The following is a 20,147-nucleotide window of genomic DNA, read 5'->3' as shown; positions in this document are numbered from 1 at the left end:
GTTCTGTGCTTTTTGTCTGTGCTTATGAGATAGCTTGGCGACTTTTTTTCTAACTGACATTTTCTAACTGACGTCTTCTAACTCAATAAGCACACCCCAGTCCGTAATGTCTATCTCATGGCAGTTGTTACCTTCGCCATTGATACGATCAATCACTAAAAAGTCACTGTCGCGTCCAAGCGCCAATAAGGGATGATGCCAGACGTTGGCAGCATACTGTACGCCTTGATGCGACTTGGCATAAAACACGGCCAGATCATCAGGCGATTGTGGCGGCGTACCTGCTTTGGCAACGACGACGACATAGTCCTGACCTTCCATCGACACAAATGCTTGCGTGCAAAACGGATGATACTCCATGACGGAGAGGGCAATCGGATTCTCACGTTTTTTGGCTCGAAAGATACTCATACCGACAGTGCCACCCTCAATCTGACTCGCAGCAAGCGCATGATGGCGAACCGCATAGCCATTATTGATCTCATAAGTGTTGTCAGCGGTTTGCTCCTCCTCACTATAGCGCTCGATAACCGAGCCGTAAGGGGCAAAGTCGCCTTTGGTCAAAGGCTGAGCCGTTAAGATAACACTCATTATTTGACCTCTGTATTATCAGTAGTACCAACATGATCTGCTACTTTGCCAAACACGCGCACGCGGCTGATACCACCATCAGGGAAGATATTGACTCGGATATGGGTGATAGGCTGGTCTATTAAGAGCTTGTCGTTACCGAAGGTATGGATGTCATCCGCATTGGTTTTTTGCGGCTCAAGCAACGTATCCCAAAACATACTTTGAGTGACCAAGGTTTGCTCTGGCGTATTTGGCGAGTAGACGGCTTGAATGGATACTTTATCAGGATAGTTGCCTTTAAAATGAGCGGTATCTATCTCGATAGAATCCACGATACCTGCTTGACCTAAGGCAATAATGCACCAGTCATTGCCTGGCTCACGGCGGCGACGCGTCTCCCAGCCATCACCCATATTGGGCGCTTTGGTCGGTAACAGTAAGTTGCTGGCAGCACCAAAATGTGCGTCGTTACTGGCGATTGCACGACCGCCATTTAACGCGCCTGCCAAGTCGAGCATTTCACCTTGATTGTTTAGGCTGGCATCAAGTTGGATATCACCATAGACACGCAGTCGAGCCACGCCGCCATCTGGGTAAATATTCAAACGGATATGGGTGACCGTTTGCTCGTTATCAGTTTCGATAAACTCATGATTGTGTCCTTGTAGCGGCGTCATATCCACTAGCGCCTGCCAGTTTTTACTGTCCCAGTCTTTTTACTGAGGCTAGTAAGCTCAGTTTCATCTTGCTGTAGTAGCTCTGGCGCGTATAAGCTATCGACACTGGCAGAAGAGGGGAAGTTACCCGTAAAGTGACTGGTATCAATGTCAAGGCCCGCGATTTTGGTCGGACGCGCCAGCTGAATGACTAAATAATCATAGCCCAAATGACGCTTACGGCGCGTCTCCCAGCCGTCCATCCATTTACCGTTATCGTCAAATTTGCCGACCACAAAAATAGGCGCATCAGGATTTAGGATGCGGCTTTTATCCGCAAAAGTCATCGGTCGCAAATAGCGCTTTGGCACCCAAGCGACTGTCGGCTACGTTGGGTTTTTTTAGTAAAGGCTGGCAGGCTCTCAGGTAGATTATTTGCTGAGATGATTTGTCCCACTTCTGAAGTGTTTTGACTCATCATGATTCCTTTTATTTGATAGTAGATTTAATTGATCGTGTGCCACTTGTTTTATTTATTCGACACACTGCGATGTATTCAATGAGCGAGGCAATGGCAAAAGCTACATCCAGTTGGCTGTGTTGTCTGGTGTTGCAGGATGGTTGTCGTACCAGTGTTTGGCGATCTCATCACGGCGGCATATCCACACGTCAGGCTTATTGGTGATGTATTGCAAAAACTGCTTTAACGCTTTGATACGTCCTGCCCGTCCAATAATGCGGCAATGCAAACCGATGGTCAGCATTTTGGGGGTTTCTGCGCCTTCTTCATAAAGGGTGTCAAAGCTGTCTTTGAGGTACTGATAAAACGGCTCGGCATGGGTAAACCCTGGACTCGAAGAAAAGCGCATGTCATTGGTCTCTAGGCTATAAGGGATGACCAAATGCGGCTTGCGTGTGATTAGATCGCCTTCTTGGGCTTTGACATTGAGCCAGTACGGCAGCTCATCGCCATAGGAGTCAGAGTCATAGTGATAGCCACCTTGTTCGACGACCAGCTCGCGCGTGTTTGGGCTATCGCGTCCCGTATACCAGCCGAGTGGCTGCTTGCCGAGCATGCGCTCAAATATGTTGGTTGCACGGCGGATGTGCTCACGTTCCGTCTCGCGGTACATATATTGATAAGTAATCCAGCGCAGGCCGTGACTGGCAATCTCATGACCGTCTTCTAATACGCGCTCGATAATATGCGGGGTTTTTTCGGCAGCGGCAGCACAAGTAAAAGTGGTGATAGGAGCGCCGTACTCTTTAAACACATCCAACACCCGCCACACACCAACACGGCTGCCGTATTCAAATGCAGACTCAATAGACTGGTGACGGTTGTTAAACTCGGGCGTACCCAAGATATCCGACAAAAAGCGCTCGGACTGTCCATCGCCATGGATGACGCTATTTTCTGCCCCTTCTTCGATATTCAAGACAAACTGTACGGCGATTTTTGCACCGCCTGGCCAATTGGCTTTTGGTGGCTTGCCACCGTAGCCTTTAGGTCGCGTGGGTATGTATTTTGATTAAAATCACTGATGATTTTTTTGCTCATTGTTTATGTTCCTATATCTCGTAGAGCCTTAAATATTTAATTGAATATTGCTCGCCAAGGAAAGTTTTCTATTGATAACAAACTACAGGGATGATGCGTACGCTACAAGCTGCTGACGTTCTATATCTGTTAACTGAGTGATATTACCAAGTGGCATATAGCCAGTTTGTACCGCAGTGACGATTTTTGCTTTGTGTGTTTTTAGATCTTCTGGTGTTTGCAAAATGATACCTGCTGGCGGTGCGGCAAAGCCTTGCTGTGTGGGCTGCACTGCATGACAAGTGCTACAGCGTGTATGTACAACATCCATCATAGCGTCATCTACTGATGCGCTCACTGGTACGGCTTCAGCAGCAGTGGCGGCATTATTGCTAACACTGCTATTATTAACGTTATCAGTATTAGTAGTCGCGCTTGTAGCTGTTGGGGTGCTATTAGTTGTCGTAGGTGTTACTGCGGCAGTAGCGGGCATTGCAGGCGCTGGATCAATTGGTTCAGGTCGCATCCAAATAATTAATAATACGGTCAGTATGGCTGGGATAACCAAGTAGCGTGGTTTTTTATGCCCTAAATGTTTTTGGTTAAAATAATGACGTGCCGTTGCAGTGATAACGCCAACGAAGACCAATACCAACCAACCTTTTCATGAGCATACATCATCGGATAGTGGTTGCTAATCATGGTAAAGATGAGTGGCAGAGTAAAGTAGTTATTCATCAGTGAGCGGTTTTTGGCTTGCAGTGCCAATTCAGCGACTTCTTTGCCCGGTTTTTCGCCGCGGCGTACACAATCAACGAGTGCGCTGCGCTGGCATAATACCGAAGAATACGTTACCGACCATCACCGTGCCCAAAATCGCCCCGATATGGATGAACGAGGCGCGATCACTAAACAGCTGATAAGAACCCCAACTCGCGATAACCAACAAGATAAAAATCAGGGTACTAAAGATAAAGGCGTTTTTGCCCAAATGACTGCGCACAATGACTTCGTAAATAAAGTAACTACCAAATAAAAACAGCAAGCTTGTCGCAATGGCACCGATACTGGTAAAAGGCACTTTGCTTGGATCGATCAGATAGGCAGTTGCATTGGCATAATAGACGATCGACATCATCGCCGCACCCGTCAGCCAAGTCGTGTAAGCTTCCCACTTAAACCAATGTAGCGTTTTTGGCATTTCCTCTGGTTCGAGCTTGTATTTGGCAATCTCATAAAACCCTCCGCCATGGACGGCCCACAGATCACCTGAGATGCCTTTGTCTGCTTTCCACTGTGGCGGCTTGCGTAGGCTCAGATCCAGCCACACAAAATAAAACGATGCACCAATCCATGCCACCCCTGCGATAACATGAAACCAGCGAAAAAATAAACTCAACCATTCGAGAAGATAGGCGCCCATGCGGTAAGTGTCCTTTAATATGACAATGTCTAAATAAAATGGCTATGAGCGGATAACGATTTTCGCTCACAGTTTTTTGATAATAAGGGTCAGTTATGATCCGCGGTAGGTACTATAACCATGCGCACTCAGAAGTAATGGCACGTGATAGTGGCTTGCGTCTTTTATCACAAAGTCGATGACTACCTGCGGATAGAATGCCGTCAGCTGCTGGGCATCAAAATATGCCTGAGTATCAAACGTCACGGTATAGCGCCCCGTATCTAGCTGACGCTCAGTGTCATCAATGCTTGACTCAAACTGCCAAGCATCTGGTGTCACGCGGCCATCGTGATTGGTCGTCCCATGCGCAAGCAGTATCGTGTCTCCGCTGTCTGGTACGCGGTGTAGGCGGACGGCGATATCAGCAGCAGGCGTGCCCAAATGAGTGTCTAAGATATGTGACGATAAGGTGGCAGACATAAGGCTTCCCTTTGTATTTAGTAAAGACGTAAATAGAGTAATGATGCTAGCGTATTTGATAAGTAGAACGTCGGACAAACATCGATAGTAATAATGTGGTTTGATAGCTGTTGATCATCTAAGCATTACCTAATAGTTTGCTTAGACGTAAACGTGTGATTTTATTTTGCTCTGCGGCGGCATTGGCCAGCTCTGTGGCACGGTCGTTTGGCAGGCGCGCCAAGAGCAAATCGAGCATTTGCTGTGCGCTTTTGCCGGTTGCAAAGACAATAAAAATGAAACCAAATTTATCAAGATAATCTTGATTGCCTTTAGCGAGCGCTTCGAGTACATCGTCTGCCGCATCGTTAGCGCCAGACTGCTCATGTGCGGCGCTATCTTGTGTATTGCGATATTTCTCTTTTAAAGAAGCCACATTACCGATTTGTGGATGTCCATCAAATGCTTCTAGCAAGTTGGCCTCATTGGTTTGTACCTCATCCCAGATAGCGTCGCTATTCGCTAAGAGCGCATCGAAATCTGCAAAAGGACGCGCATTGGCAATTTTATTTGCCCAAACGCTACTGGTACAGCAGATTAAAAGCTGAGCAATAGCTACTTCCTGAGACAAATTATTAAATTGCGCTAAGGTTAAGCTCATGGTGATATCCTTTTGTTGATATGACAGCCCATTATGTGGACTGGATAACTATTGTTTAATAAAGGTTTATACATGGTGGTTTTTTGCTTAGACTTAGCGATAGCAATCGATGTTTTTATGGTTCATTTTTAGTTTTTCGACGTTTGCATTGTTATTTAAGCAAACCCACAGTGCGTATTTAAGTTGCTAGCTTTCTAATCATGATAAATTGACGATACAGAACGTATTTTTGAGGAAATACTAATAGTTGAGCCGCAAAATGACATGGCAGTATAGTTTTGGTCGTAATACGTGTGATTTATAATTACCATTCTGCTAAAACCTGACTAATTGGTCAACTGTTTTATGAGAATTTTTTTATTTGGTGGCTCATGCTGCGAAAATCTGTGCATTGATATATAAAAACATTCAAAAATATAGCGACTATTTTGTCGAACCAGCCACTTGGAGTGAGATACCATTGTTATGACTCAAAATAATCAGAAGAGGATATCCTGACTACTGATGCGCCATCGCATCGTAGTCAACAAGTTACGCGCGCACAATCAAGCGTTGATACTGGCAGCAGCTGAAGAGGAGTTCGTGCTCCAAAGCTATCGCGGCGCTACGATGCAAGGCATCGCTGATCGAGCAGGACTGCCTAAAGCCAACGTTCACTATTATTTTAAAAACAAAAAAAACCTATATATGGCGGTGCTACGCTCGATTATTGAAGAATGGAATGACGGCTTGGTGACCATGACAGTGGACAGCGATCCAAAAACTGTCATTGAAAAGTTTGTCCGTACCAAGCTGCATCAAGCTTTTGTCAATCCTAGTCGTCATAAGTTGTTTGCCATTGAGGTCATCGGCGGTGCGCCTCACTTGCACGAATTTATGTCAACAACGATGAAAGATTGGGTAAATGATAAAGCGCAAGTCATGAAAGAGTGGCATAAGCAAGGCAAGATTGGGATTACAGATCCCTTGCAACTACTAATTTTGATATGGGCGACGACCCAGCGTTACGCTGAATTTGAGATTGAAATTGTCGGCCTGATGGACAAAACAGCTTATGACGCAGAAGATGAAGCGCGCGCAGCAGATTTTCTAGTGCCTTTTATTTTACGAGGCTGTGGACTTGAATGATTATATACAGTTAAGTCATTGTGATTAAGCGATCACAGTGGACGAGGTGCATAAACAAATTTTATGGCACCTCGTTTTACTTTCAGACAGGGCTAAACATTCAAATTTATGCCACTTTTTGCGCTGTTTTTAAGCCATCTTCGGCATGTTGTTCAGCCGTATCAAATTCTACACCGTAGTTTTTTGGTAGGATTATATCAAGCGTGATTGCCACAATACCGGACATCGTCACCGCTGAGCCAAAGATGTTTTGGAAAAATTGCGGCGTCTGTGAGAGTACGTCAGGAACGAATGCAATACCCGTTGCTAATCCTAGTGACGTGGCGATAATCAAGACATTACGATGGGTAAAATCCACGGTGGATAGTATACGAATACCCGCAGTTGCGACAGTGGCAAACATCAGTAGCGTGACCCCGCCTACGACAGGCTTGGGCAGCTGCGTGAAAATCGCACCAAGGATAGGAAATAGACCCATCAGGCACAAGATACCGCCAACATAAAAACCAACATAGCGACTGGCAATCCCCGTCATCTGAATCACGCCGTTATTTTGGCTAAAGGTTGTCACAGGAAAAGTGTTGAATACAGCCGCAATCAGCGAGTTGACACCATCACCCAACACACCACCTTTAATGCGCTTCTCATAGAGAGGCCTTTGATCGGTTCGCCTGAAATCATCGAGGTAGCGGTCAAGTCGCCTGAGGTCTCAATACTGGTAATGATGTACATAAAGGCAATGGGAATAAATGCCTGCCAATCAAAACCAAAACCATATTTGAAGGGAATGGGAACGGTGAAAAAATCCGCTTTAGACACCAATGAAAAATCAATGCGCCCCATAAATACGGCAGCGAGCAAGCCTAACATCAGACCGATAAAGATAGCACTTGAGCGAATAACCTTATTGTTAATAATGCTAATGAGCACCACACTGACGAGTACGCCACCACCTAAGAGTAGGTTTGGAATACTACCGAAATCCTCAGCACCAAACCCACCTGCCAAATCAGTGAGACCTACCTTTGTTAGGGACAAACCAATCGTGACAATCACACAGCCAGTAACAATAGGGCTCATAAATGATTTGAGTTTGGTGATAAATTGACTCAAAAATATCTCAACAAATGCACCGAGAAACGACACACCAAAGATAACGGATAAAATCTCTTCAGGACTACCACCGCGGTTTTTTACTACAAATCCTGCGGTCAATACCGCCGCCAAAAAACCAAAACTGGTGCCTTGTAATGCCATAAGGCCAGAGCCGATGGGCCCTACTTTTCGCGTTTGAATAAAAGTCGCGACTCCAGATACGATTAAGGACATGCTTAGCAGATAGGGGATATGTTCCCCTAAACCTAAAGTGCCACCGATGATTAGTGAAGGGGTAATAATACCAACGAAAGCAGCAAGTACGTGCTGTATGGCACCTAAGAATGCTTTGATAGGGTTGGGGCGGTCGTGCAGTCTATATAATAAATCAGTATTTGCTGGAACGTTTTCACTCATGGTGGTTTCCTCCTAGAATAACTGCTTAGCACCCAATTAGCTGTATATATCAGACAACGTAACAAATCATTAGATAAAAATTAAAACCCAATCCTTGACCTGTTTTTTATCGATTCAAATAATAGGGGTAAGTTCCCGACCTTAAAATAGACAACAGTAATAGTTTATATTTGTTGGCCAATATCTAAATAACCTGACCAATTAGTCAGACCTATTTAGGATATAGGTAAAATGAAAGTTAATGCAATGTTTTTTTTGGTACTAACCGGTTTACGGGTTTATTACTAACAATAAGGAAGAAAAATGAGTTCGAATGAAGGGTACCTAAGAAGAGTGCATAAGACGGCGGGCAGGTTTTACTAAGTAGGTTTTATCACTTTTCTTCTAGCAGCTTATGACACAAAAAAGCCTTAATCATATTCATTATGATTAAGGCTTTTGTATGAGTAAATTCTAACGTTGTGATTCAGTTGCCTAAATTACTTTGGACTTGATGACCATACGGGTGAGCGGATGATGCCTTGTCCTGATTTGCCGAACGCTTCGCCACCATTCAATGATTTAATCGTTAGTACACCTTTGCCGCCTTGGGTTGACGCATAGACCACGCGCTTGCCATTGGGTGAGAAGCTTGGGGCTTCATCGATACCCGTATTACCAAGGTTGGTCGTCACCGAACCATTGCTATTCATAATCGCGGCTGAGCGTCCACTTAAAAAGGCGATTTGTGTTCCGTCGCTGCTAAACTGCGGACTGGTTGCATAGCCACCATTAGATACTTTGGTGGTGCGTCCCGAGCCAAACTCATAACGATAGACTTGTGGTTTATTGAATCCAGCTTTGTCACTGACAAATACAAATGACTTGCCATCAGGGAGCGTAGCTTGGCTGCACCCTCACTGCTTGGCAAATTAGTGAGGCGTCTAGGCGTACCGCCGCTTGCGCTTATCTCATAGATATCGGCGCTACCCTCAAAACTACTAGAAAATAGGATTTTGCTGCCATCAGGGGGAGAATGACGGACTCAAGTTACTACCAGAAAAGGCGTTAGCACACTGGCGCCGCCGCCGCTGACGTTTTGAATGTAGATGACAGGATATGATTTTTCACGTTGTACCGAGTAGGCAATGCGATTGCCGTCAGGTGACCATGCTGGTGAGAAGATAGACCCAGCTACCTCAGTGATGGTTTTGGCGTTTTCACCATCAGCATCCATCACTTTTAGACGAGAGACTTTTGTTTGCCAGTGCCTGTTTCTTCTATATAAGCAATACGCCCTGAGAAATCCCCCTGGAATGCCCGTAATCAGCTCATAGACTTTATCTGCGATGACGTGACCGGCGTAGCGCATGCTTTCTCTGTTATTGTCAGCGGTTAGGCTTTGCTTGCCTTCTATCACGCGACCAGATTTGACATCGATGACCTCGTAATCGGTGACGATTTTGCCGCGATTGGTACGAGTGCTGCCGACGACTAGATAGGGTATGCCCATACTTTGCCATACTGGCAGTGTGCCTGCCAGTTCGCTACTGCTGCGTGGCTGCTGCGGTAGGTTTTGGCTGGTGACTTTTAGTTCTGTATTATTCAAATCATTTAAAATAATAGGGGACAAAACAGAATCGCCTGCGAATGGTACAAACGCGACTTGGTTTTGTTGGACAGGAATCTCATAGTCCAATTCTAATACGACAGGGGCTGCGAGCACGTTTTGCGAGATAAGTAATGCTGAACTACCCGCAAGTAAAGAGGCTAGTAGTTTTTTATGAGTATACATGGGTCAATGGCGCTCCTAAAATTAATATGATAGTCATTTTTATAGTCGATGAGGCAAGTATAGATAAGTCAATTTAAAAATGACACAACGAGATTAAAGGCTATTTTTCGTAGCCTCTGGAGACGAAGTCACAGCAAGCAAGGAAAATAGTATTTAATCGAGTGTGTTTGTGATGCTATATCAGTTTTATTTGGGCTTTACTATATTTAGATGAAAAACGATGCGATAAAAGCCGCTTAACATCACGTTATCAATAATACAAGACGCTAGCAACTGATTAATTGCTACCTTTAAACTGTATAGTAAAGGTAGGATATTTTGGGTCATCAGCATCGATTGGTAGGCTACCTGTGTTGAGCACTGCTTGTCTGGCAGCTTCATTGACGACGCTATCAGGACCAGATGCGGTGACATTGACCACGTCACCATTGGCATTAACGGTGATGTTTAAGGTGGCACGCTGGGTAGAGCCTTTCGCTGCGGTAGGCGGCGTATAGTTGCGCTTGATTAGATTGATGATTTCACTATTGCTGGCACCGCGACTACCACTTGAGGCAGAGCGACTACTACCTTTAGAAGTACTAGAGGTTGAGGTCTCGCCGGAGATGGTTGATTGACCATCTGAGAGACTAAAGGTTCGGCCTGCATTGCCAGAGCCATCGGTATCAATCTGTATATTACGATCGTTAGCCGTGGGGCGTCTGATCTTGGGTGGATTGTTTTGCTTTTGGCGAAAATCTCCAAGCCTTTTTGCTCTTCGATCATCTGCTCTCTTTTGTCTTGCTCTACTTGATCAAGCTCCTCTATCGCGGATTCGTCTAGCTGCGCTGCCCACTCAGCCATTCTGCGCTCATATTCTTGGTTTTGCTCGCGCAGGCGTTGATGTTGCTCTTCACTCATAAGCATAGGCTGACTGGCAGGCTCGTCAGATCGCGTAAACACAGGGACACGCTGGGAGTTAGGCTGGCTTGGATTTTGAGCGCTTGAGCTACTACTACTTGAGGTTTCTTGTTGAGCGCTACTGGCTGAGTCGCTGGTGCTGCTGTCCATTTGCATGGCGCTGGCTGCTGCACGATTGGCCAATATCTGTCCTTGCATTTCAGCGAGCTGCTCAGGAGTTACCATGACCGTCTCGATGCTACCAGCAGTCTCAACCTCAGTGGTCTGATAGTTATAAATCAGTATGCCGATTATAAGACCATGTGCTAGCAAACTGAGTAATGTAGGCAGTGTTAGCCCGTTGCCTTCAGGTTCGGTGGGGACATAGACGGCAGGCGCATTATGCATGATATGGATACTCATGAACGTGGTTTATCGGATTGGCTGCTATGATGTGACATACCTATATAGAAGGTATAGCTATTGGAGTGATGGCGTCGGTAAAGGCGCACCAGTCAATAACCCTACTTTTTCAATACCTGCCTGCTGCAAAGTTGCCATGAGCGTCATGATAGCGCCATATTGGTTATTTTGATCAGCATTAATCATCACTTGCAATGGCTCAGTGTTGGTATTACCGCTCTGAGACTGTAAGTTGGATAAAGTGTTAATTAGCTCAGGCTCACTAATAGGCAAGTCGATATTATTTTCATAACTGATAAAAATCTCACCCTTGTCAGTCAATGAGACAATGACGGGCAACTGGCTCTGACTCATGGTATTGGTTTGCTCTTTGGCAAATCAACATCGACACCCGTAATGAGCATGGGTGCGGTCACCATAAATATCACCAATAGCACCAGCATAACGTCGATGTAGGGAACGACATTCATCTCTGCATTCAGCGCTTTTTTCTCACGGCGATAGGGATTTGGTTTCATAGCCCATTCACCTGAGTGGCACTCACTTGCGTCTCTCTAGCAACGGGGATTTGCACACTGGTCTCGCGCTGTAGCATGCCTGTCATCTCGTCACAGAACAGTGCTCGTGAATCATAAAGACGGCTAGATTTTGCCGTAAAATGATTGTATGCCAATACAGCAGGAATAGCGGCAAACAAGCCCATGGCTGTCGCAATCAGCGCCTCAGCAATACCAGGCGCGACAGAGGCTAGGGTGGCTTGCTCGGTTTGCGACAGTCCCAAAAACGCGTTCATGATGCCCCAAACGGTTCCAAACAGTCCAATGTAAGGAGCCACCGAGCCGATACTCGCTAGCGTCGTCAGTCCTGACTCGAGTAATTGCTGCTGACGGCCCAAGCCGACACGCAGTTTACGTTCAACACCGTCGATGATGTCATCTTTAGGTTGACGCTTTTTATGCATTCTCAGGTACTCTGAAAATCCCACATAAAAAATCTGCTCAAGTCCTTGGCGATCAGGTGAGCCTTGTACGCCTTGATACAGCTTTGCTAAATCTTCGCCTGACCAAAACCAAGTCTCAAATTGTTGATCAAAGTTTTTGGCTGTACCGAGCCGCGCACTCATACGGAAAATAATGACCCAACTGAACAAAGAGGCTAATAGCAATAACGCCATCACAATCTGTACCAATAGACTGGCTTGGGTAATAAGATCAATAATATTTAATGATTCAGGCATGTAATGGACTCACGGATAATTGACAACAGCTGGTTTAAATAAAGACATCCAAACCAAACGAACCCTAAAAATAATAAGCATACTTTATCGTTGAATCTTAAGCGCAGTAAAGATCTCGGCAATCGGGTTTAGTAAGAGACTATTTGAGACCACGCTCAACCACTGAGACATCAACATAATAACCTGTTAGTTTACTTCTAAATAAAAGAAACGTCATTATTAATGTGTTAACCAGACAAAAAGTACGATACATCAAATATTTTAACAATATAGTGGCAACACGCCCTACTAGTATACATAAATGATTTGAGCTAGAGACTATAAGAAAATTCAAATTTGTATAGACTTTTTATCGTTATAAAAGTGGTGTTTTTAATTGTTTTTTATACGAGTTAGACATTATCAGCGATTGAGTTTGTAAGACAACTCGTCTAATATGTTACGCTTTGTTACTACATTATTCTTACTGCGGCATCGCCATTTTGCTGAGGTCATGTTTAGTTTTAGGTAGTGGTGATTTTTTATTAGCCAGTTGGGGCGAACACTTATGAATGCAATTGAACGCTATTTTGGGATTAATGGTGACAATACCACGATCAAAACAGAAATCGTCGCTGGTATAACCACGTTTTTGACGATGGCTTATATTATCTTTGTTAACCCTAATGTCTTAGCCGATGCAGGTATGGACAAAGGGGCCGTATTTGTCGCAACCTGTGTGGCCGCAGCAGTCGGTTGTTTCATCATGGGTATCTATGCCCGACTACCAGTGGCATTAGCGCCAGGCATGGGACTTAATGCTTTCTTCACCTATGGCGTGGTCTTAGGTATGGGGTATGCATGGCAAACCGCGCTGGGTGCGGTGTTTTTGTCAGGTTGTATCTTTGTTCTATTAAGCCTCTTTAAGATTCGTGAGGCAATCATCAATGCGATTCCAAACTCTCTCAAAAACGGCGTGGTCGCTGGTATTGGTGCATTCTTGGCTTTTATTGCTTTGCAGAGTGCAGGTATCATCGTCAATCATGATGCGACCTTGGTTGCTCTTGGTGATATGACGTCATTTGGTCCTGTATTGGCATCTCTAGGTTTTGTCGTCATTATTGGTCTGTCTTATAAAAGAGTCCCAGGTGCGGTAACCATTGGTATTTTGCTGGTTGCTCTGATTAGTTTGCTAATGGGCTATACACAGTTTACCGGTATCATATCTGCACCGCCTTCTATCGCGCCGACACTGATGCAGCTCGATATCGCTGGCGCATTTGATGTGGGTATGATCAGTGTGATCTTCGCTTTCTTATTTGTGGACTTATTTGATACTGCAGGTACGCTAATTGCGACCACTAGCCAAGCCAAGTTGACTGACAAAGATGGCAATATTCCTAATATGGGCAAGGCGCTATTAGCAGACTCAACAGCGACAGTTGCAGGCTCTTTACTTGGTACTTCATCGACAACCAGTTATATCGAAAGTATCTCTGGTATTGCCTCAGGTGGCCGTACAGGATTGATGGCAGTCACTGTTGGTGTGTTATTTTTACTAAGCATTTTCTTTTCTCCATTAGCCGGTATGATCCCAGCCTACGCGACGGCCGGTGCCATATTTTATGTTGCCGTACTGATGATGGGCACCCTAAAAGACATCGACTGGAGCGACTTAACAGAAGCGGCGCCTGTTGTAGTTGTATTGCTGTTCACGCCGCTGACATACTCTATCGCTGATGGCATCGCACTTGGTTTTATCACCTTTACCGCGGTCAAAGCGATCTCTGGTAAGTTCGCTGATATCAGCATTGCTGTATGGCTTTTGACTCTTGTGCTATTGGTTAAAATTATCTTCTTATAAGGCGTATTGCGCTAGGTATGAGACCTAACCATACAACCCTCTTTATCACTTGATGGTAAAGAGGGTTTTTAATATTTGGAGATGGTACTTAGCTTACTAGTGAGCCCAAAATTGTTACGATTAAAACCCAAAATTTTGGTAATAATTAATCAGTAATAGTAAACTAAAAAATATAACCAAAGCGTCATGACTGAAAAATTGCTTGTAAATATTTGTTTTTTAAAGAAAAATTAATTTTTAAAAATAAAAAAAAGCGTTAGTTTGAATTTTTTTCATGATATTATAGCCGAGTTAAGCGCATCACCTCAATCAACGCCGTAGAGGTTTTTCTTACAGTGAATTTGCACATTTAAGATGGTATGTTTGGGCTTGTTTAAGTGTTTTTTATCACTTCATTCAAGCGATATTTGGCCATCACACTCCTTTCACTACTAACAAGAAGAAGGCACTAATGCCGCTTAATTTTTCGTTGTTGCCTTTGTATTGTTAACGTAGCCCGTTTAACAGTGGAACGACCTACTTAACCATCTCCAGCATGTGCTGGATTTTCTAGTTTTGTGATGGCGCCGTTTGGTCTTTTGATTATTGCTGTGAATATCCTTCCATAACCTCTATTTTGATAGCGGTTACGAGCAGTTATGCAGGACGATCAGACTTCCTAAAGCACCATTTATTATGGTTTTTAAACGATAGTTATGGAGTTGTTATGAACCCAGTAGACCAGTTTACCCCGCAAGAGCCGATTTTGTTCAATCCTGTTGATATGCTGTCGCCAGAGTATCTTGCCCAGCCAATAGAAGAGTTATATAAGCGTATTTCGCCACTATATAGCGTTGATGAACAGCGTTGGTTGGCTGATTTATTGCCACTTGCCAAGCCTAGTGCAGAGGAGCGTGATGCTGCCGCTGAGCAGACACGCAAGCTGGTTGAGCATGTGCGTAACGATGGCAAAGCCGTCAAGATGGTTGACTCATTATTGCTTGAGTATAGCCTTGATACCCAAGAAGGTATCTTGCTCATGAGCTTGGCAGAAGCGTTGATTCGAGTGCCGGATAATTATACTGCTGATGCATTGATTCATGACAAAATGAGTGTGGCAGATTGGAAAAAGCACATCAAAAATGACAATGGTTTCATGGTCAATGCCTCTACTTGGGGCATGATGATGACAGGCCGTGTCGTCAGTATTGATAGCAGCACTACTGCATCAGGTTTCTTGGATCGCATGACCAAAAAGATGGGTGAGCCTGTCATTCGTAGTGCCATGCAAAAAGCCATGCGCATCATGGGCCATCAGTTTGTATTGGGCGAAACCATCGAAGACGCCAATAAAAACAGCCAGCCATATCGTAATAAAGGTTATACCTATTCATTCGATATGCTAGGTGAAGCGGCTATCACGCATAGAGATGCTGAAAAATACTTCAATGACTACTTGCATGCGATCAAAGCGACGGCCAACGTCAAAGTCAAAGAAGGTATGCCTAAGCCATCAGTATCTATCAAATTGTCTGCGCTGCATCCCTCGCTATGAAGCGACACAAGAAGCTCAAGTTATGGGTCTATTGCGTCAACGCTGCTTGCTCCTTATTGAAGCGGCACGCGAGGTCAATGTTGATCTTAGTATTGATGCCGAAGAAGCGGATCGTCTTGAGATTTCTTTAAAACTGTTTGAGTCTCTATACCGTGATAACTCAACAGCTAGTTGGGATGGCCTAGGTATCGTTGTACAAGGTTATTCTAAACGTGCTATTGCTGTATTGGCTTGGCTTGCTCGTTTGTCTTCTGAAGTAGGCGATCGCATTCCAGTACGTCTGGTAAAAGGCGCTTATTGGGATACTGAGATCAAACTTGCTCAGCAAAAAGGTCTATCAGGCTATCCAGTTTGGACACGCAAAGAAGGTACAGATACCGCATATCTTGCCAGTGCGCGTTTCTTATTATCAGACCATCTGCGCGGTCTTATTTGGCCACAGTTTGCGACGCATAATGCGCACACACTGTCTTCAATCATGACCATGAGCACCCATAAAGAGTTTGAATTCCAGCGTTTGCACGGTATGGGTGATGCACTTTATGACCATATTTTGCAAGCTTATGAGATTCCTGTACGTATCTATGCACCAGTTGGCGCGCACAAAGACTTGCTACCATATTTGGTACGTCGTTTGTTAGAGAACGGTGCCAACAGCTCTTTGTTCATCAGTTATTAGACAAGTCGTATCCGATTGAAAAACTAACTGTGCATCCATATGACAAGCTACTTGCCAACCCAACCTTGCACAACCCAGATATTCCGCTACCACTAGAGATTTATGGTTCGCGCCGTGCAAGTTTTGGCCCTAATATATTTGTAGAGTCACAATGGCTACCGTTCAAAGCAGCTATTGATAGCCATCTCAATAAAAAATGGTCAGCGACACCTATCATCAACGGCCAAGCAATTAATGAATATGAAGTAGATGGCGTCACCCATCAGCTTGATGCGCAGCCTGTACTTGCGCCTTGGAATCATGACGTAAGCGCTGGTGAAGTCAAATATGCCAATGCAGAATTGGCTCGTCAAGCAATTGATGTGGCTGTCGCTGGTCAAAGCATGTGGCAAAACGTAGCCGTGACCAAGCGTGCGGCAATACTGCGTAAAATCGCTGAGCTATTTGAAGAAAACTACGCTGAGCTAATGGCACTATGCCAAGTCGAAGCTGGTAAGACTATGCAAGACAGCATCGATGAAATCAAAGAAGCCGTTGATTTCTGTCGTTTTTACGCTGATGAAGCAGAGCGCCTAGACGATGTCGTGCATGAGTTTACAGATTTGTCTGGTAAGCCATCTCGTCAAGTTTATAAACCACGTGGCACTTTTGTGTGTATTAGTCCATGGAACTTCCCATTGGCTATCTATACGGGTCAAATCGTGGCGGCACTGGCAGCAGGTAATACGGTAGTCGCTAAGCCTGCTGAACAAACCAGCTTGATTGCGCATTTTGCTGCGCAACTCATGTATCAAGCGGGTGTACCAGCAGAAGCACTACAATTGGTGACAGGTGCCGGTGATGTGGGCGGAGCGCTAACGGCTGCTGATAACATAGCAGGTGTGATATTTACTGGCTCAACCCAAACTGCTCAGCGTATCAATCAAAGCTTGAATGATCATGCTCAAGCGAGTGGCGAGCTGCCTGTATTTATCGCTGAAACTGGCGGTCAGAACGCGATGATTGTTGATTCAACAGCACTGCCAGAGCAAGTCGTTAAAGACGCTGTTCTATCTGCATTTGGTTCAGCAGGTCAGCGTTGTTCAGCTTGTCGTATATTGTGCGTGCAAGATGAGATGGCGGATGATTTGATTGAGCTGTTACAAGGCAATATGGCTGAGCTGTCTGTTGGCAATCCACTATACGCTGCCACAGATGTGGGTCCTGTGATTGATGCTGATGCCAAAAATGGTTTAGAGGCGCATATCGCCCGTATGGACGCTGAGCCAACCGCTACTATCTTGGCTCAAACCCCAATGAGTTCAAGCTCGGTTGTCAGCCAAGAAAACTCTACCTTTGTATTGCCAACCGCAATCGAGGTAAGCAGTATTGATGTGATTGGTGGTGAGCACTTTGGTCCAATCCTGCACGTATTGCGCTATCAAGCACGTGATCTGAATAAGCTGATTGACGCTATCAACAACACAGGCTTTGGTTTGACGATGGGTATTCATAGCCGTATCGAAAAAACTGTTGAGCATATCGAGCGCCGTGCTTTTGTAGGCAACACTTATATCAACCGTAACCAAATCGGCGCGGTCGTAAACGTCCAGCCATTTGGTGGTTGTGGTCTGTCTGGTACTGGCCCGAAAGCAGGTGGCCCGCACTATGTTGCGCGTCTGATGCAGCTTAGCTCAGAATCAAATGGTAGCAACCAAACAAATGTTAACACCCAAACAACCACTCAAACAGAACTCGCATAAGGAGTAGCAACATGGCGACTGAATTCAAAAAAAATCATGCCCAGGTTTGTGAATCTTGGCGACTACTTGGCGCGGTCAATCGCGCAACGTACCTAGAGGCGGCAATTCCAAAGTTGTCTCTATTGACTGGTGATGCCAACAAAGCAAAGCGTTTATTCAATCACCTATTGAACGCGGCGCCAAGCTTAGATGAGACGCATCGTATGACTGGTGCGACAGGTGAGTCAAACGACTTGTACGTCACTGGTCGTGGTAAGACAATGGTCGTTGGTGGCGAATCAGCCAGAGCAATGGCCGTACTAGGTCAGCTTGTGGCTGCATTATTGACTGGTAATGAAGTCATACTGCATTGCCCAAGCCAAAATGAGATGTGCAATGAAGCCGCTAAAATCCTGTACGATACGGGTATTAGCGAAGATGTATTGAGCGTGGCTAATGACTCGCAAACCATCACGCTTTTATACATTGATCGTCTTGCTCAGGTGGCCGTTTCTGGCAGTCGTAGTGAAGTACAAGCCATCAGTCAAGAGCTTGCAAAGACAGATGGTATTTTGACTCAAGTCATCAGTGTCACTGATATGGAAGGACTGTCTGAGATGTTAACGCCTGATTATCTGCATCGTTTTGTCACTGAGCGTGTTAAGACGATTAACACCACAGCGATTGGTGGTAATGCTAGCTTGCTTGAGCTTGGTACAGAGTAATAGTATTAACGACCAACACGTTTAGTGTTTATAGTGGTTTTAATAAATACTAAGCGGCGTTTGATACATCATTATGAGTATTGAACGAGTAATTGTGTAATATGCATAGAAAAAACCGCTATCTGAGTAATTATCAGATAGCGGTTTTTTTATTGTGCATTATTCAGCTAAAATTTGATGATTATGTTTTATTCAGTCATATTGACCCATATCCAACCGTTTTCTAACCATTCGCTTAAATCATCTGTATCGATATCCTTCACATCACTATATTGTAATGGCTCTCCATCAGCCAAACGTACCAACACTGCTATTGCTGCATCATCAAGTCCATCGAGACGCTGCCCATTGGCATACAGCACAATACCATTACCAGTTTTGTTATAGAGTAGGCGATTGCTATAGTCCGCTTGCAATAGCGCACCTTCAGACAATGCTTGTACAAGCTCATCGGTGCCCAGTGTTTCCTCTGGCATCAGCGCATCGTATTGGCGCTTACTCACCACCCTCAGAGACTGCTTGACGAATCATATCATCACCACGCTCAGACTGTAGCATGTGCAAGAGCTGCTCTTTGATCGCACTGATACTCTCTGATTGCAATGCGCCAGATGCCTGTAGTGCTTGCGGCAATAGCAGCGGAATAAACAAATCGCTATCGTTGGTGGCGATATCCGCTAAGCTATCGATAATTTGCATCAAATTTGGACGACGGCAGCCAAAAGAAAACGTCAGACAATCATCTTGCGCCACGCCGAAATGCGAGAGTTTGGGCGGCACATAAAGCACGTCACCCGCTTCTAATATCTCATCAAAGATGATGTCGCCCATATCGTCAAACAAGCGAATAGGCTCATCAGCAACAAACTCTGTCTGCTCATCACAGAATTTGCCCAACTGCCAGCGCCGTAAACCATAGCCTTGTGCCAAAAATACATCGTAGTCGTCATAATGCTTACCGACCGATCCTCCTTTAGGGGCATAAGAGACCATAATATCGTCACGCTGCCACTGCGGAATATAGTCAAACGCTTGCCACAATTGCCCAAGCTCAGGCGACCATTGCTCTAGGTTTTGTACCAATACGGTCCATTGTTCTGGTAGGTTCTCAAAATCAGTCTCGCTCAGTGGGCTTTTTTTGAGTTGCCACTGCGCTTGACCTTCTTTTTTACTGGCTGCTTGGGTTAGCAAGCGTGCGCTAGCATCTTCTTCAAGGGCAAGACCCATCATATCATCGGGCTCAAACATATCGATCAGCTGCGGTAAGCCTTGCTTGATAAGCAGTGGTTTTTTCTGCCAGTATTCAGCCAAAAACTGCTCAGGCGTAATAGAGTCGGGTAGACAAAGAGGAATAGAGGTCATGGGTAAATCCATATTTTAAATACGTACAAGATTGAT

General features: G+C 44.9%; 14 protein-coding genes and 6 pseudogenes. 4 read left to right on the top strand and 16 right to left on the bottom strand.

Annotated features, from left to right (window positions below; translation table 11 throughout):
• Nucleotides 1-63: 63 nt before the first annotated feature.
• From PKHYL_RS09620 to uraD, 7 genes and pseudogenes are all read right to left on the bottom strand, one after another.
• The gene (locus tag PKHYL_RS09620; RefSeq protein WP_093069012.1) at nucleotides 64-591 is read right to left on the bottom strand and encodes an ureidoglycolate lyase; all 528 of its coding nucleotides are present in this window, start codon (nucleotides 589-591) and stop codon (nucleotides 64-66) included.
• A pseudogene (alc, locus tag PKHYL_RS09615) lies at nucleotides 591-1,664 on the bottom strand (allantoicase). Before alc ends, PKHYL_RS09620 begins: the two are co-directional and overlap by 1 nt.
• A gap of 146 nt (nucleotides 1,665-1,810) precedes the next feature.
• Nucleotides 1,811-2,790, bottom strand: a pseudogene (gene puuE / locus PKHYL_RS09610) (allantoinase PuuE).
• Between the two features lie 82 nt (nucleotides 2,791-2,872).
• Nucleotides 2,873-3,424 carry a hypothetical protein gene (locus tag PKHYL_RS09605; protein ID WP_240366569.1) on the bottom strand — a complete coding sequence of 184 codons (552 nt, stop codon included), beginning with the start codon at nucleotides 3,422-3,424 and terminating at the stop codon, nucleotides 2,873-2,875.
• Nucleotides 3,358-4,192 (bottom strand): annotated as a pseudogene (locus tag PKHYL_RS09600) (urate hydroxylase PuuD). Before PKHYL_RS09600 ends, PKHYL_RS09605 begins: the two are co-directional and overlap by 67 nt.
• Nucleotides 4,193-4,285: 93 nt before the next feature.
• Nucleotides 4,286-4,654: a hydroxyisourate hydrolase gene (gene uraH / locus PKHYL_RS09595; RefSeq protein WP_093069021.1), complete on the bottom strand. Its 369-nt coding sequence runs from the start codon at nucleotides 4,652-4,654 to the stop codon at nucleotides 4,286-4,288.
• 118 nt (nucleotides 4,655-4,772) lie between these two features.
• Nucleotides 4,773-5,294 carry a 2-oxo-4-hydroxy-4-carboxy-5-ureidoimidazoline decarboxylase gene (uraD, locus tag PKHYL_RS09590; RefSeq protein WP_093069023.1) on the bottom strand — a complete coding sequence of 174 codons (522 nt, stop codon included), beginning with the start codon at nucleotides 5,292-5,294 and terminating at the stop codon, nucleotides 4,773-4,775.
• A gap of 504 nt (nucleotides 5,295-5,798) precedes the next feature.
• Here uraD and PKHYL_RS09585 point away from each other — a divergent pair.
• Entirely contained in the window at nucleotides 5,799-6,422 is a 624-nt protein-coding gene (locus tag PKHYL_RS09585) for a TetR/AcrR family transcriptional regulator (protein WP_240365023.1), read from the top strand.
• Nucleotides 6,423-6,528: 106 nt separating this feature from the next.
• On the opposite strand, the gene PKHYL_RS17570 is transcribed toward PKHYL_RS09585, so the two are convergent.
• The 8 genes and pseudogenes from PKHYL_RS17570 to tolQ all read right to left on the bottom strand — a co-directional run bounded on the left by PKHYL_RS17570 (nucleotide 6,529) and on the right by tolQ (nucleotide 12,247).
• Nucleotides 6,529-7,044 (bottom strand): solute carrier family 23 protein, encoded by a 516-nt coding sequence (locus PKHYL_RS17570; protein ID WP_269778146.1) that lies wholly within the window; start codon nucleotides 7,042-7,044, stop codon nucleotides 6,529-6,531.
• Complete coding sequence (locus tag PKHYL_RS09580; protein ID WP_269778145.1) at nucleotides 7,020-7,934, bottom strand: uracil-xanthine permease family protein; 915 nt, start codon at nucleotides 7,932-7,934, stop codon at nucleotides 7,020-7,022. Before PKHYL_RS09580 ends, PKHYL_RS17570 begins: the two co-directional genes overlap by 25 nt.
• Nucleotides 7,935-8,413: 479 nt before the next feature.
• Nucleotides 8,414-8,626: a hypothetical protein gene (locus PKHYL_RS09575; protein WP_240365022.1), complete on the bottom strand. Its 213-nt coding sequence runs from the start codon at nucleotides 8,624-8,626 to the stop codon at nucleotides 8,414-8,416.
• A gap of 332 nt (nucleotides 8,627-8,958) precedes the next feature.
• Complete coding sequence (locus tag PKHYL_RS09570) at nucleotides 8,959-9,708, bottom strand: hypothetical protein (RefSeq protein WP_240365021.1); 750 nt, start codon at nucleotides 9,706-9,708, stop codon at nucleotides 8,959-8,961.
• A gap of 277 nt (nucleotides 9,709-9,985) precedes the next feature.
• On the bottom strand, nucleotides 9,986-10,216 hold the full coding sequence (locus tag PKHYL_RS09565; protein ID WP_240366521.1) for a cell envelope integrity protein TolA: 231 nt from the start codon (nucleotides 10,214-10,216) through the stop codon (nucleotides 9,986-9,988).
• Nucleotides 10,216-11,010, bottom strand: a complete 795-nt coding sequence (locus PKHYL_RS09560; RefSeq protein ID WP_240365020.1) for a hypothetical protein — start codon at nucleotides 11,008-11,010, stop codon at nucleotides 10,216-10,218. The genes PKHYL_RS09565 and PKHYL_RS09560 overlap by 1 nt, the downstream gene beginning before the upstream one ends.
• Nucleotides 11,011-11,067: 57 nt before the next feature.
• Nucleotides 11,068-11,528: pseudogene (gene tolR / locus PKHYL_RS09555) on the bottom strand (protein TolR).
• Nucleotides 11,525-12,247 carry a protein TolQ gene (gene tolQ / locus PKHYL_RS09550; protein ID WP_058025342.1) on the bottom strand — a complete coding sequence of 241 codons (723 nt, stop codon included), beginning with the start codon at nucleotides 12,245-12,247 and terminating at the stop codon, nucleotides 11,525-11,527. The pseudogene tolR and the gene tolQ overlap by 4 nt, the downstream one beginning before the upstream one ends.
• 547 nt (nucleotides 12,248-12,794) lie before the next feature.
• Here tolQ and PKHYL_RS09545 point away from each other — a divergent pair.
• The 3 genes and pseudogenes from PKHYL_RS09545 to PKHYL_RS09525 all read left to right on the top strand — a co-directional run bounded on the left by PKHYL_RS09545 (nucleotide 12,795) and on the right by PKHYL_RS09525 (nucleotide 18,749).
• Nucleotides 12,795-14,090, top strand: coding sequence for an NCS2 family permease (locus PKHYL_RS09545; RefSeq protein WP_093069039.1), 1,296 nt, complete (start codon nucleotides 12,795-12,797; stop codon nucleotides 14,088-14,090).
• A 706-nt stretch (nucleotides 14,091-14,796) separates the two neighbouring features.
• A pseudogene (putA, locus tag PKHYL_RS18825) lies at nucleotides 14,797-18,045 on the top strand (bifunctional proline dehydrogenase/L-glutamate gamma-semialdehyde dehydrogenase PutA).
• An 11-nt stretch (nucleotides 18,046-18,056) separates the two neighbouring features.
• On the top strand, nucleotides 18,057-18,749 hold the full coding sequence (locus tag PKHYL_RS09525; protein ID WP_071001423.1) for a 1-pyrroline-5-carboxylate dehydrogenase: 693 nt from the start codon (nucleotides 18,057-18,059) through the stop codon (nucleotides 18,747-18,749).
• 188 nt (nucleotides 18,750-18,937) lie between these two features.
• On the opposite strand, the pseudogene PKHYL_RS09520 reads toward PKHYL_RS09525, so the two are convergent.
• Nucleotides 18,938-20,111, bottom strand: a pseudogene (locus tag PKHYL_RS09520) (JmjC domain-containing protein).
• Between the last annotated feature and the right edge of the window lie 36 nt (nucleotides 20,112-20,147).

Origin of the sequence: Psychrobacter sp. KH172YL61 (assembly GCF_007182895.1) — a bacterium.
GTDB lineage: Bacteria > Pseudomonadota > Gammaproteobacteria > Pseudomonadales > Moraxellaceae > Psychrobacter > Psychrobacter pacificensis.
The sequence above is the reverse complement of the archived record's forward strand: the minus strand, read 5'-3'. Positions and strand labels throughout refer to the sequence as shown.